Source organism: Aquimarina atlantica, assembly GCF_000626715.1.
In the GTDB taxonomy this organism is placed as follows: Bacteria; Bacteroidota; Bacteroidia; order Flavobacteriales; family Flavobacteriaceae; genus Aquimarina; species Aquimarina atlantica.
The window spans coordinates 417,046-430,888 of the sequence record NZ_AQRA01000007.1; the positions used below are offsets into that span (position 1 = coordinate 417,046).

The following is a 13,843-nucleotide window of genomic DNA, read 5'->3' on the forward strand; positions in this document are numbered from 1 at the left end:
AGTATGCCACATATAACATTAGAATGTTCAAATAATATTGAAGCAGATTTCAAAGCTATTTTTCAAACCTTAGCCGATGAACTCGTAGCTACGGGACATATCCCTCGATTAGGAGTAAAGTGTAGAGCAGTACCATCTAGTGATCATTTTATTATTGATGGTAATCCAGATTATAAGATGGTAAACCTATTGATTCGTTTACGCGAAGGTCGTTCTCTTGAAGTTCGAAAAGAATTATCTGAAATCGGAATGAAAGTGTTGCAAAAATATTTTGAAAAAGAGATAAATGCAAAAGAGATTATTCTTTCTACAGAGATCAAAGAATTGATAGTGGGATTAGATTTAACCAAAAATGCTGTAAGATAAATGAAATCAATACAAGAACTTTCGTTACACCCAAAGACTACATCTTTTTTTAATGACTTGTCTAAGAAAAACTTTATAAATAATGAATGGGTTTTAGCAGATTGTGATGAAGTTAGCGAGGTAATTAATCCTGCTAATGAAGAGGTGATAGCTACCATTCCTATTTCTTCATCAGAAGATGTAAATAAAGCAGTAGAGGCAGCCAAAAGAGCCTTGTATGCTTATGAATGGCGAAAAATACTTCCTACAGACCGAGAGCGATTACTCTATAAAATGGCTGATTTAATTGAAGAAAATGCAGATCATATTGCCGAAGTGATTACTTTAGAAAATGGAAAACCTTTTGCAGAAGCCAGAAAATCTGAAGTATTAGGAGCAGCCAAAACATTTAGGTACTATGCCGGATGGTGTAGTAAAATTGAAGGAGAAACCTTTAATATTTCTATTGCGCAACCCCATAGTAAACAAAATTTTGCATTTACACGTAGAGAACCTATAGGAGTAGTAGCAGCGGTTATACCCTGGAATACTCCATTCTCTATTGCAGCCTGGAAATTAGCGCCAGCTCTGGCGGCAGGTTGTACTGTAGTTTTAAAACCATCGGGAGAGACACCGCTGAATTCTTTGGTGCTGGGAGAACTTATAGCAGAAGCAGGTTTCCCGGCTGGTGTAGTCAATATTATATTAGGTAATGGAAGCACTACAGGAAATGCTTTAGTATCACATCCCGGTATTGATAAAGTAACTTTTACAGGATCTACTACCACAGGAAAAGCTATAGGAAAAGCTGCGATAGATGCTATTACAGGAATATCATTAGAACTGGGAGGAAAATCTCCGGCAGTTGTTTTTGAAGATGCAGATTTGGATTGGGCATCCCAATGCGTAACACAAGGTATTTTTAGAAATATGGGGCAAATTTGTGTTTCAGGCTCTAGAGTCTATATACAAGAAAAGGTTTATGATAAAGTCATGACTGATATTACGCATAGGGCTCAAAAAATGAAAATCGGACATGGATTTGAAGATAATGTGGATTTAGGGCCTATGGTATGTAAATCACATTTAGATACTGTTACTAATTATATTACAGTAGGTAATGAAGAAGGAGCTACTTTAATTTCAGGTGGAAAAAAGATAAAAGATAAAGGGTATTTTTTAGAGCCTGCTATTTTTTCAACTACAGATAACAACTTAAGAGTAGTACAAGAAGAGATTTTTGGCCCTGTACTGGTTGGTGTACCTTTTAAGACTATTGAAGAAGCAATTAAGTTAGCTAACCAGACTAATTATGGTCTCTCCTCTACTGTTTTTACTAAAGATGTTTCTAAGTCTATGAGAATGGTAGATGAACTAGAAGCTGGCTGGGTATGGATAAATTCTAATGCCAGATCAGATCCTCATTTCCCTTTAGGGGGATTTAAACAATCGGGGATAGGAAAAGAATTGGGAAAAGAGGGATTATATGCTTTTACAAAAACAAAAGCAGTAAATATAGTGTACTAAACTATGGCAAAATTAACGGGGGGACAGATCGTAGTACGATCATTAATAAAACAAGGAGTTAAAATCGTTTTTGGTTTACCAGGAGTACAAAACGACTGGCTGTACAATGCATTTTATGACTATCAAGATGAAATAACGGTCATACATACACGACATGAACAAGGAGTAGGGTATATGGCATTAGGATATTACCTGGCATCTGGAAAAACGGCAGTCTACAATGTGGTTCCCGGGCCAGGATTCCTTAATAGCTCAGCAGCTCTATTAACCGCCTATGGGTTGAATGCAAAGGTATTGGCATTAGTTGGTCAAACTCCTTTAAAAACTCAAGGAAAAGGCTGGGGAGTATTGCATGAATCTAAGGATCAATTAGGGATAATGAAACGCCTTACCAAATACTCGGATAAGGTGAATGACATTAAGGAAATACCACATAAAATACAGAAATCCTTTCAGGAAATGGAAACAGGAAGACCGCAGCCTGTAGGATTAGAAATTTCTATGGATTTACTAATGAGTTCTGATGAAATGGCGTTTCCAGCTTTAGAGAAAGAAAAACAAGAAATAGAAATAGACACATCTATAGTTAACAGGATAGCAGAAGCCTTGATACACGCAAAAAATCCATTAATTTTTGTTGGAAGCGGAGCTATGGATGCTAGTGAAGAAATAACAGCATTGGCTAATTATATGCAAATTCCGGTATTTGCATATCGAACCGGAAAAGGTATTGTTTCTTCTAGAAATTATCTAAGTCACCCTGTTCCGGCTGCGTATGAATTATGGAAAGAAGCAGATGTAGTGGTGGGGATAGGAAGTCATGTGCGTATGCCTATATTAAAATGGGGAACCGATGAACACCTGTCATTTATTAGTGTTAATATAGATATTAATGATCATGATAAAATTATGACACCCAATATTGCATTAACAGCTAATGCAGCGCAAGCATCAAAAGCAATTTTGGAGACACTTAAAAACAAGATTCCTCAAAGAACGAGTAGAGAAAAAGAAATGCAGGTATTAAAAGCGAGTTGGAAAGAAAAAACTGCATATTTAGAGCCCCAGGCAACGTATTTAAGAATTATTAGAGAAGAATTACCAGACGATGGGATTTTTGTAGATGAGCTAACTCAGGTTGGGTTTGCCAGTAGAATGTTATGGGAAGCTTACGCTCCTAGAACCTATTTGTCTACAGGGTATATGGGAACTTTAGGATGGGGGTTTCCTACTGCACTTGGAGCAAAAATAGCAAAACCAGAACTGCCTGTAATTACGGTTTGTGGTGACGGAGGGTTTATGTTTGCTGTACAAGAATTAGCTACAGCCGTACAACACAAGATAGGTGTAATCATTTGCTTGTTTAATAATAATGCTTTTGGTAATGTACAGAATATGCAGATCAATAATTATGGAAATAAAGTGATAGCTAGTGATTTGACAAACCCTGACTTTATTGCAATGGCAGAATCATACGGTGCTCATACAGAAAAAGTATCAGATTTTGATAGTTTTAGACAAGCAATACAAAAGGCAAAAAAACAAGAATTACCAACACTAATAGAAATAGGAGTAGGTATTGATATGCCTTCTACAGATCAATTTAAATCAATGCCTAAGCTGAGAGGTGTAAACTAACCTATAAAATATGTATACCGATGAAAATAGCGATTATTTCAGATATCCATGAAAATTTTCATAATCTTATTCTTGCATTAGAGGAAATTGAAAAACAGAATTGCAAACAAATACTTTGCTTAGGAGATTTAATGAATGCTGGTATTGCAAAAGTATTATCGTGCTCTACGATTCCTGTATTTATGATTTGGGGAAATAATGATGGCGAAAAAGTAGAAATTACTAAAGTGGCACATCATCAAGAAGGTAACCTTAGTGTAAGCCTAAATACATATGATTTTTTAGAAATAGATAATCGCAAAATTTTTATTTCTCATTACGACGACCTTGCTATTCCTATGGCGAACTCGGGATTATATGACGCCGTGTTTTTTGGGCATACTCATATATCCTCATTTCAAAAAGAAAATGAGACATGGGTTGTAAACCCCGGAGAGATTTCTGCTCATAAAACAGGAATAGCCTCTTTAGCCATTTATGATACAGACGCTAATAACGTAAATATTGTAGAACTTAAGAATAGCATAACATTAAAAACAGAATTAGTAACTGATTTTTTTAAGAAAAATAAAGAAGTATTAAAGCTTCGCTCTGAAAAGCTTTTGATGTAGGAAAGACGACAAAAAGTGCTATAATAATAACACTTTAATGTATTCTGTTTCAAAAACTAATTTTTACTTTTCTAGAGCCTATACCAAAATAATCAAATGATGTATAAAAAACATATACTAGAGACTATACCTTATAAAGTAGGCGCGACAAAAGCTGAAAGTAAAAACAAAAGTGAAGATCAAAAAATCTATAAGCTTTCTTCTAATGAGAATTTTTTAGGTCCTTCTCCAAAAGCATTAGAAGCAATACAAGAATCATTAAATGAATTGTCTGAATATCACCATAGAGATGATTCTGTGTTGAAAAAAGCCTTAGCAGAACACTATGATAATGGTATTAAAGCAGACCAGTATATAACAGCCAATAGTGGTGTAGAGATTATAGATATTATTTGTAGAGGATTTTTGGATACAGATAGCGAAGTAATCGTTTCGTCTCCAACATTTAAAGCTTATGGCAATTTTGCGACAATAGAAAATGCTACAGTAATTGATGTTCCTTTAAAAATTCCTGATTTTGGTTTAAATGTAGAGGGGATTATTGATGCGATTAATGAGAATACACGATTGATATTTTTAACTACACCTAATAATCCTACAGGAACTGTAATTCCTAAAAAAGATGTGGATTATTTATTAGATAATATTCCGGATACCGTTATTGTAGTTTATGATGAAGTATATTTTCATTTTGTAGAAGACCCGCAATTTTGTAATGCTGCATATTACATTAAGAAAAATAAAAATATAATAGCTATTCACAGTTTTTCTAAAGCATACGGATTAGCAGGTATGCGTATTGGTTATGCATTTTCGACTCCTAAAATTGCCTCGTATCTACAGAAAATCAGTAGACCTTTTATGATTAATGTATTAAGTACTGCAGCTGCAGTCGGAGCCTTAACAGATAATGAACATATAGAAAACACTCAAAAATTGATTAGCGAACAAAAAAAGTGGATGTATGTACAATTTGAGAAACTGGGTATTACCTATTGGAAAAGCGAAGCTAATTTTATTTTGTTTAAATCCCCAATAGCTGAAGAAAAAATCACAAGTGCATTTCTAAAAGCTGGTATCATGGTAAGACCATGTAGTAAATTTGGAGTTAAAGATCATATTAGAGTAACCGTAGCAACACCAAATGTAAATGCCAACTTTTTTGAAGTGTTAAAAGCATTACTATCAATTTAGACAAACTTGTAACATGAATTATTCATCATATATTGTTTTACCCAAAGAAGGAGAAATATATTCTATACTGGATACCGTCGCTTCTGAGGCTAAAATTGTATGTTTTACGGGGTTACCCGGAGTAGGAAAAAGTCTATATGTACAGCAATTTGCCTATATGGCATTACAAAAAAGGAGAAAGATTTCTATACTACAATGGGATGGTGCACGCCAGGGTTTTGAAACAGAACAAGTGTTGAAGATTTATCCTGAAATCGATGGAGTTACTCATGCAGGTATTAGAAAATCTTGTGGACTATGGTCTAGAAAAGCAGTTTATGATTGGTATCAATTACACAAAGACGATAATGAGGTATTAATCCTTGAGGCTCCTTTGGTAGGAAACAGGTTAGTAGAATTAGGTAAAAAAACAGAAGATGAATTAGAGCCTATATTATCAAGTGATAATACTCAATTTATACTACCAGTACCTTCAGATAAACTTAGAAAGCTAATAATAAGTAAACGAGTAAAAACTGCAAAGAATCCTAATCATGAAATGGAGAAAGCAGATGCTCAACCACATGTTCTTATGGCATTGTATCGAGAAATATGCGAAGTAGGTAAAAAGTGGGGAATGCAGGAACAATTAGGCGAAAACCAGGAGTATGATAAGTATTTTTACGAATCACTTTATAGAAAGGTACTTCGAGCGAGACATGTAAAAACATTATTTGTAAATGAAGCTTTTGAGGTGAATTCGGCATATGATATTCGGCAAAAGTTTTCTAAACTAACTCCTTCAATAGAAGAGGTCTCTTATTTTGTATCACTGGTACAAGAAAAATATCCGACAGATGAACAATTAGAAATGGCAGTAAATAATTGGTATGTATTGACATAGAGTTATGTTAAACATCTCGAAATTGAATAGATAAATACGATAGTCATAATTTTTGAAGAAACATTTTTTTTTTGAGTTATTCATTATTTAGACCTAACAAATATCTAGCTGCAGCAAAGGGCGTAATTTTATGTTGTTGTACAGCTTCAATTTTTGAATCTAGAGCAGCTTTAACTTTTGGATTGTTGTAGAAAGAGTTTTTTAATTGTTCTTCAATAGTTTGTAATAACCAAAATTTATTTTGTTGGATTCTGTTTTTTTCAAAAAATCCATTTTCAGAAGTGATTTTAAGATATTTTAAGATCATTTTCCAAATATCCTCAATACCAGTACCTTCTATAGCACTACAGGTTAATACTTCTGGCGACCAACTATTTTGGGTAAGAGGGTATAAGTGCAATGCTTTTCTAAATTGATTTTTGGCCTTACGGGCACGTGTTAGATTATCACCATCTGCCTTATTAATTACAAGGGCATCTGCCATTTCTATAATCCCTCGTTTGATACCTTGTAATTCGTCTCCTGCACCTGCCAATTTTAGTAATAAAAAGAAATCTACCATGCTATGCACAGCTGTTTCACTTTGCCCTACACCAACAGTTTCAATAATAATAACATCATAGCCTGCAGCTTCACAAAGGATAATAGACTCTCGCGTTTTTTGTGCTACTCCACCTAATGAATTTCCAGATGGAGAAGGGCGTATAAAAGCTTTAGAAGATCTTACCAATGATTCCATTCGGGTTTTATCCCCCAGAATACTGCCATGTGAAATTGTACTACTAGGATCCACAGCCAAAACAGCAACTTTTTTCCCTTTTTGTAATAACAAATTACCTAAAGCTTCTATAAAGGTGCTTTTACCTACACCGGGAACTCCTGTTATACCAATTCTTATAGATTTATTGGCATAAGGAAGGCACATTTCGATAAGTTGCTGTGCTTTTTCAATATGGTTTTGCTGGGTACTTTCGATTAATGTAATCCCTTTACTTAAAGCAGCAGTGTCCTGAGCAATGATTGCTTTAAAAATAGAGTCAATTATAATTTCCTTTTGCTGTAACTTTTTAAATCGATCAATTGCTTGACTACTAGTGCTAGAAGGTGTTTTAGAGGGAGAATTAGTATGTTTGGTAGAATCTTTAGACACAGAATAACTTTATGGCAAAGTTATAAATTCCTTTTGGAAACTTGTAATTAATATATAGGCCTTCTGATATTTTAGGTATTTGCAGCACTTTGTACTTAAAATGATACAAGTTTATCAAAGAGAACGTATTTATACTTTTATAGGAACTGCAATCGCAGTTCTATCCCACGCAAGATATAGTATGGTAAAATCATTTGCATTTTCAAAATAAATAGAAAATTGTTCTACGATATTTAATAAAGGTTGTACGGGGACTTCTACAGTGAGCACATCGTACGAGGCGTCTCGTTTGGCAGTACCATCCATGCCTACTCCCCAATCATATTCTTTACTATTAAAAATTACTTTCCAGGATTTTGGATTTGGAATAGTCCATAGTGAATAGGTCCCTGCCTTAAGTACAGTACCATCAACTAGAAGATCTTTGTCTGTTGTAAATGTAGTAGCCTCATTGGCACCAGTTCTCCATACTTCATTAAACGGAACCAGATTACCAAAGATTTCTCTACCCTTTTTGTATGGTCTGTTATAAAAAACAGTGAAAGTAGCATCCTTTGCTGTGTGAGTAACGATTTCTTCGGGACTATGTTTTTTGGTACTTTGCTTCATGAAATACATTCCTGCAAATCCAATCAATACTAATCCTGATAAAATGAGTACTGCTCGTTTTAAAAGTTTTGGCATAACGATTTTTTTAATCCTAAATATACTTCTTTTACAACTTATGTCTATGTTTAAATATTCATAAAAAGTAAGAAAGCTTTGGCAAGTTACTAAATAGAAGAGTACTATTTACATCATTTATACTACAAATACCATAACAAGTGTAGATATCATAAATACACATTGTGTTTTTTAATTATTTGATATACAATATATTGTTGGCGTGATATGATTTTTATGTATAATTTTGCAACATAGAATATATGTTTTCGTCTATATAGATGAGTACGATTTAAAACAGTTTTAAAATAATAATCACTAACCATAAAGTTAAGAAAGTTTGTTACAAAGCGAGCTAATAGAACAATGTAGGAATAACGATCGTAGAGCGCAAATGAAACTCTATAATAAGTACTGTGATGGTATGTATTATGTAGCGTTGCGTTTTCTTAAAGATCCATTTGAGGCGGAGGAAGCTATGCAAGAATCTTTCATTAAGGCTTTTACGCGACTTCATCAATTTACCGGAGATGTTACTTTTGGAGCTTGGCTTAAACGAATTGTTATAAATAAAAGCATAGATATGCTAAAAGCTAAGAAAATGAATATGGTTGCGATTAATGAGCAGGTTATGACTACCGTAGAAGAACAGAATGATTGGTCGGTGTCTGATTCTGTTACTGTAGAGGAGGTAAAAAAAGCAATTGAAAAATTGCCAGAAAAATATAAATATGCCGTCATGCTATTTTTGATAGAAGGGTATGACCATAATGAAATTAGTGAAGTACTGGATATTACACCAGTTTCTTCAAGAACATTGGTACATAGAGGAAAAAAGCAGCTACAGGAAGAATTAAAACATTTGAGACATGGCACAGGATATTAGAGAACTTTTAAAGCAGGATAAACAGATTCCTGCCGAGCAATTAAGAAAAGGGCACCAACAAAGGTTTATGTCCAGGTTAGAGAATGAATTTCCTAAAGAAACCAGAAAGTTCGATTATAAGTGGCTTAATATTGCTGCAAGTATTGTTGTTATCTTCTCGGTCTCTTTACTTACATATAATCAGCTAGGTAGTAGTGGTAACGAAGGAACCGAAATAGTAGATCTAAATACTGGCCCTGTAAAAAATTCCTCTGTAATATTAACTAAACAATCTTCTCCTCTGGCAGAAATATCTCCTGAGTATCAAGAAGTAGAAAATAGTATACTTACCAGTATAAAATTTCAATTATCACAAATTACAATTGATGATACAAATAGAGAGTTGGTAGAGAGTTTTATGGCCAGATTAGATAATCTTGATAAAGAGTACCAAAAACTTAATAAAGAATTAATAGAAGTTGGACCTAATGTTCAAAGTGTAGAGGCTATGATGGAGAATTTAACGATACGGTTATCACTTTTAAATAGACTAAAAGATAAACTAAAAGAATTAGAGAGAATTGAAAACGAAAATTACAATGAAGTACAGGCTTAATGTAGCGACTCTTGGCTTATTGTGTTGTGCAGGCTTATTTGCGCAAGACAGACAAGACAAATTAAATGAAAAGCTGTCAGTAAATGAAGATGTTACTGTTGTTCTTAACACGAGTCATACTAATATTGTTTTTGAAACCTGGAATAAAAATACAATCGAAGTAGAAGCTTACTTAGAAGGTAATCTTTCTGATGGAAACAGCAAACATATTCTTGATAGTTGGCAAGTAGATGTATTAGGAGATAGTCAAAAAGTAACTATTAATTCTACAGCAGGAAATTTATGGAGTCGAAATGTCACTGCTTCTAGTATCACGATGGATAGAAAAAGCTTACAGGAATTAAGGATGTTAAGCCCTATGATTACTGATATGCTAGGGCCTCTTATGGAAAACATTGCTAAAAACCCTATGCCAAGTACACTTTCTCAAAATCAAGCTAACGTTAATTATAATAACGGAACCTTTAAAGAAAATGATGAAAAATATATTAAGCAATGGGAGAGCCAGATACGCGAAAAATTTATTGATGAACAAAAGCAAAAATGGGCTAAACAATTTGAAGCTGACCCTAAAAGCAAGATAAAATTAGAAACCTGGGATGAGCAATATGGAAGAAAAATGGATGCATGGGCATCTCAATTAATACAAGATATTGGTAATCAGCAGAACGGTACAGCTAATGTTACAGTCTATAGATATAGTACAAGTAGAGTTAACACTAATAGTACAAGTAAAATCATTAAGGTACGTATTCCTAAAGAGGCTAAGCTAAGACTTAATATTCGCCATGGGGATGTGCAGTTAGCAGAAAAATCTAATAATATTAAAGCTTCTCTATCTCATACTAAACTATCTGCTAATATTATAGATGGCAAACAAACATTTATTAAAGCTTCTTATTCCCCTGTTTTTGTTCGACAATGGAACAATGGTAGATTGGTGATCAATTATGTTAAGAACTGTAGAATACAAAATGCTAAAAACCTTCTTGTTAATGCCGATTCTAGTAATGTTTTTATCCAACAACTTGATGAAAATGGAGCGATCTCTGGAAGCTTTGGAATAATTACTATAGCCAATCTTGGAGAATCTTTTTCGACCCTGGATCTGGCAGTTCAAAACAGTGATTTTAAATTAAATTTACCCAAAACAGCATTTAACCTTTCATATAGTGGGGCGCAAAGTATAATTTCTTTACCTAAGACTTTAGAAATAAATACAAGAAAGAATTTTGGTAATGTGTTTGTTAATGGGTTCCAGAATACGCGTAGTACAGATAAAATAATTACAATTAATGCTAAATATAGCGAGGTTGTATTAAATAATAAATAAAGTTTTTTCATAGTAATGTAGTGTTAATTATAGAAAAGCTCTATCGGTTTAGACTGATAGGGCTTTTTTAGTTGGTGTCATCCTACACCTAATTTAAATACATTCAATTCTTTACCCTAAAAGAGAAAAGAATTTTAAGATAATTGAACTAATAAATTAATTAGGTTTTTAAATTCACCTTAGATCAACCTTAGCTTAACATACCATATTTTTTTTCTATTGAATAGAGGGTAAAAACGTAAGTATAGTACAGAATAAGTCTTTTAATCTGTTGATTTTTGCTTTTAATCTGATTTTTTAACACTACTTAAAAAATAAACAATTGATAATCATGGTATTAACGTTAAATAAAGCTTGATTTGACATTTTTTGTGTCATTTGTCGAATATCGAAAACATTTGATCTAAAAGTCTGGTTTTTAATTTGTTTAACTATAAATATATAATATCATTGTATGGTAAAACCGTAATAAAATAATAACAACCCCCACTATAAAGTTTATAAAGATGAAATCAATAGCGTGTTTTTTTAGCTTATTTTTATTCTTAAATAGTTATGCAAATGACTTAGACCAAATCTTGGAAGTAGAGAAGGAAGGTCTTGTTGTGGTAGTTGTAGATTTTCAGGATGGAGATAAAATCAAATTATTCGAAGTAGAAAGCGGAGATCATATTTTATCCAAAACTCATGGGGAAATTGATTTGAGTCAATTACCAATGGGATCTTATTTACTTGAAAACAATCAAGGACAGTCTGTTGTTATCGTTCGTATGGAAGAAGATATTAATATTGAAGGTGCAATAGAAAATGTAGAAAGTGATTTTGTAGTAGAATATGATAGCGAAAGAGCAAATATGCCTTCAGAAGTTAATGTTGAAGAAGAATTTGTACATTATTATGAAAATTCTGAAACAAACCTTTTAGAGATAACAAGAGAAGGAGATTTTGTTACTGTGGTTAATTTTGAAGAAGGAGATAAAATCAAATTATTTGAAGTAAAAAATACGGTACATATTTTATCAAAAACGACAAATTTTGTAGACCTTAGCCAATTACCAGTTGGAGTTTATGTTTTAGAGAACAATAGAGGAGAATCTGTTGTTGTTGAAAAATTTGTAGATAATAACGACCTTGCAGCAGATATGTAATAAAGAATTTTATAATATACAAAAGCCTTCCAAACTTGGAAGGCTTTTTTTATGCAGTCTATTTAATTTACCAATGTTAATCTAAAAAGGTTTTAAGAAGCTCTTATAGCTTTTTATAGGATTATTATATATAACCTAATGTTAATGAGTACGATATCTAAATTTGATTATATCCTTCTGTAAATTAAGAATTAGATTCTCTATTTTCTGGTTGGATAGTCAAAAACGCAAATAAAAAATATCCTGATGTAATCACATCAGGATATTTTTTTATCAAGTAATACTTCTGTTTATTTATCCAGGTTTTTTGTCATGGTGAAACCAGTGAATAAACCAATTCCAGCCATTAAGAAGATCGTACCAGGATAAGCAATATCTTCATCTACACCAACAGATAAATGTAGAATACCTGCTATAAAAATTCCAACTCCAATACCCATTAATAATAAGGATAAATTTAGAATAAGTACTTTCCATACAGGAGTAACTCTTTTTTCTTTACTACTATAAAATATAGAAGCATCTGCTCCTTTTTCTATAAGAGCCATACGTTCTTTATTTCTAGCTGAAATAAATAAATAAATAATTCCAAAAAATACACCAAAGATTGCAGGTACTATAATTACTTCTGATCCCATCATGTTTTTAGTTTAAAAGATTAATACTGTTCGTTTTTCTAATTAAGACGAAGAGTAATTCGAAGCGGTTACAAAAAAGATGAAAAAAATATTTTGTACTTTTTAATAGAAATTATGTAACCAACGATTATATAGTGTCGTCCTATGAGAAAATGAACCATCAATCAGATCAATATTATATTAATCAAGTGCTAGAAGGGCAGGTGAATGCTTTTTCGGTTCTGGTAGAACGTTACCAGGGTTTAGTGTACACAGTAGTGTATCGTATGATTAAGAATAAAGAACAGGCAGAAGAAGTTGCTCAGGATTCTTTTATCAAGGCATATAAATCCTTGAGTAACTATAGAGGTGATGCCAAGTTTTCTACGTGGTTATATACTATTGCATATCGAAAAAGCTTAGATGCAATCAAAGCAAGTAAAAGAATGATAACTTCTGAGCTTATAGAAGAAGTAAGTGAAGGAGAAATGGAACTGGTTGGTGATGCACTAAACTATTTGCAAGTAAAAGAAAGAAAAAAAATTATATCAGATAGTATAATGAAGCTTCCTGAAGATGAGGCTGCGATTATTACACTATACTATTTTGAGGAAAAAAGTGTAAAAGAAATTGTAGAAATTGTAAATTTAACAGCAGATAATGTGAAAATAAAGTTATATCGTAGTAGAAAAAAACTATATTCGATATTGAAGCATCACATTTCTCCAGAAATTAGTAGTAAAAATGGAAGAGCAATATAAAGACATCAAGGATTTAGTCAAAGAAGCTGGATTAGAGACTCCTTCAGAAAATTTTCTGAAGAATGTTATGGATCAGGTAGAACTTTCGGCTATCGAGGTGTCACCTGCATACAAACCTTTGATTTCTAAGAAAGTTTGGTTTATGGTTGGTGTTGCTACTGCTATGCTACTGTGTACCATACCTTTTTTATCAGAGAGTGAAGAATCGATTTTAGGTACTATTGATTTTTCTTTTTTTGATAAGATAAGTTTCAAAAATCCATTTTCTGGATTTACTTTTTATAAAACTACTATATACGGTATTTTATTTCTAGCCCTTTTATTTCTTATACAAATAACAGTTTTAAAACGGAGAATTGATAGACGATTCTCTCTATAATTATTGAGTAGATTTTGATTCTTTAAGAACAAAAAATACACACAAAAAACTACCTAAAAACACATTATAGTAGGGGATACTCTATAATGTTTTTTTAGGTAGTTAGTGTAAAA

15 protein-coding genes are annotated in these 13,843 nt (G+C 32.7%); 12 read left to right on the forward strand and 3 right to left on the reverse strand.

What is annotated here, in order from left to right; all coding sequences use genetic code 11:
* Positions 1 to 3: 3 nt before the first annotated feature.
* The 6 genes from ATO12_RS17925 to ATO12_RS17950 all read left to right on the forward strand — a co-directional run bounded on the left by ATO12_RS17925 (position 4) and on the right by ATO12_RS17950 (position 6,198).
* Positions 4 to 366, forward strand: a complete 363-nt coding sequence (locus ATO12_RS17925; protein ID WP_051575924.1) for a 5-carboxymethyl-2-hydroxymuconate Delta-isomerase — start codon at positions 4 to 6, stop codon at positions 364 to 366.
* The gene (locus ATO12_RS17930; RefSeq protein ID WP_034244404.1) at positions 367 to 1,872 is read left to right on the forward strand and encodes an aldehyde dehydrogenase family protein; all 1,506 of its coding nucleotides are present in this window, start codon (positions 367 to 369) and stop codon (positions 1,870 to 1,872) included.
* A 3-nt stretch (positions 1,873 to 1,875) separates the two neighbouring features.
* Positions 1,876 to 3,510, forward strand: a complete 1,635-nt coding sequence (locus ATO12_RS17935; protein ID WP_034244407.1) for a thiamine pyrophosphate-dependent enzyme — start codon at positions 1,876 to 1,878, stop codon at positions 3,508 to 3,510.
* A gap of 20 nt (positions 3,511 to 3,530) precedes the next feature.
* Positions 3,531 to 4,121, forward strand: coding sequence for a metallophosphoesterase (locus tag ATO12_RS25065; RefSeq protein WP_051575925.1), 591 nt, complete (start codon positions 3,531 to 3,533; stop codon positions 4,119 to 4,121).
* A gap of 99 nt (positions 4,122 to 4,220) precedes the next feature.
* Positions 4,221 to 5,315: a histidinol-phosphate transaminase gene (gene hisC / locus ATO12_RS17945; protein WP_051575926.1), complete on the forward strand. Its 1,095-nt coding sequence runs from the start codon at positions 4,221 to 4,223 to the stop codon at positions 5,313 to 5,315.
* 13 nt (positions 5,316 to 5,328) lie between these two features.
* Entirely contained in the window at positions 5,329 to 6,198 is an 870-nt protein-coding gene (locus ATO12_RS17950) for a hypothetical protein (RefSeq protein ID WP_034244410.1), read from the forward strand.
* Between the two features lie 76 nt (positions 6,199 to 6,274).
* Here the strand turns inward: ATO12_RS17950 and meaB are convergent, their stop codons facing one another.
* Both meaB and ATO12_RS17960 read right to left on the reverse strand, forming a co-directional pair.
* Positions 6,275 to 7,348: a methylmalonyl Co-A mutase-associated GTPase MeaB gene (gene meaB / locus ATO12_RS17955; protein WP_034244412.1), complete on the reverse strand. Its 1,074-nt coding sequence runs from the start codon at positions 7,346 to 7,348 to the stop codon at positions 6,275 to 6,277.
* A gap of 129 nt (positions 7,349 to 7,477) precedes the next feature.
* The gene (locus ATO12_RS17960; protein WP_034244414.1) at positions 7,478 to 8,032 is read right to left on the reverse strand and encodes a DUF2911 domain-containing protein; all 555 of its coding nucleotides are present in this window, start codon (positions 8,030 to 8,032) and stop codon (positions 7,478 to 7,480) included.
* A gap of 319 nt (positions 8,033 to 8,351) precedes the next feature.
* Between ATO12_RS17960 and ATO12_RS17965 the strand changes: the two genes are divergently transcribed.
* The 4 genes from ATO12_RS17965 (at position 8,352) to ATO12_RS17980 (ending at position 11,973) form a co-directional block, all read left to right on the forward strand.
* The gene (locus ATO12_RS17965; RefSeq protein ID WP_034244416.1) at positions 8,352 to 8,897 is read left to right on the forward strand and encodes an RNA polymerase sigma factor; all 546 of its coding nucleotides are present in this window, start codon (positions 8,352 to 8,354) and stop codon (positions 8,895 to 8,897) included.
* Positions 8,881 to 9,492, forward strand: coding sequence for a hypothetical protein (locus tag ATO12_RS17970; RefSeq protein WP_034244417.1), 612 nt, complete (start codon positions 8,881 to 8,883; stop codon positions 9,490 to 9,492). The genes ATO12_RS17965 and ATO12_RS17970 overlap by 17 nt, the downstream gene beginning before the upstream one ends.
* Positions 9,476 to 10,825, forward strand: coding sequence for a hypothetical protein (locus ATO12_RS17975; protein WP_034244420.1), 1,350 nt, complete (start codon positions 9,476 to 9,478; stop codon positions 10,823 to 10,825). The genes ATO12_RS17970 and ATO12_RS17975 overlap by 17 nt, the downstream gene beginning before the upstream one ends.
* Before the next feature lie 506 nt (positions 10,826 to 11,331).
* Positions 11,332 to 11,973: a hypothetical protein gene (locus ATO12_RS17980; protein WP_034244422.1), complete on the forward strand. Its 642-nt coding sequence runs from the start codon at positions 11,332 to 11,334 to the stop codon at positions 11,971 to 11,973.
* A 290-nt stretch (positions 11,974 to 12,263) separates the two neighbouring features.
* On the opposite strand, the gene ATO12_RS17985 is transcribed toward ATO12_RS17980, so the two are convergent.
* Positions 12,264 to 12,611, reverse strand: a complete 348-nt coding sequence (locus ATO12_RS17985; RefSeq protein ID WP_034244424.1) for a DUF6249 domain-containing protein — start codon at positions 12,609 to 12,611, stop codon at positions 12,264 to 12,266.
* Positions 12,612 to 12,763: 152 nt separating this feature from the next.
* Here ATO12_RS17985 and ATO12_RS17990 point away from each other — a divergent pair, with 152 nt between their 5' ends.
* Together ATO12_RS17990 and ATO12_RS17995 are read left to right on the forward strand one after the other, a co-directional pair.
* Positions 12,764 to 13,351, forward strand: coding sequence for an RNA polymerase sigma factor (locus tag ATO12_RS17990; protein ID WP_034244427.1), 588 nt, complete (start codon positions 12,764 to 12,766; stop codon positions 13,349 to 13,351).
* A complete protein-coding gene (locus ATO12_RS17995; protein ID WP_034244430.1) occupies positions 13,335 to 13,730 on the forward strand; it encodes a hypothetical protein in 396 nt (131 codons plus the stop codon). Before ATO12_RS17990 ends, ATO12_RS17995 begins: the two co-directional genes overlap by 17 nt.
* Positions 13,731 to 13,843: the final 113 nt, after the last annotated feature.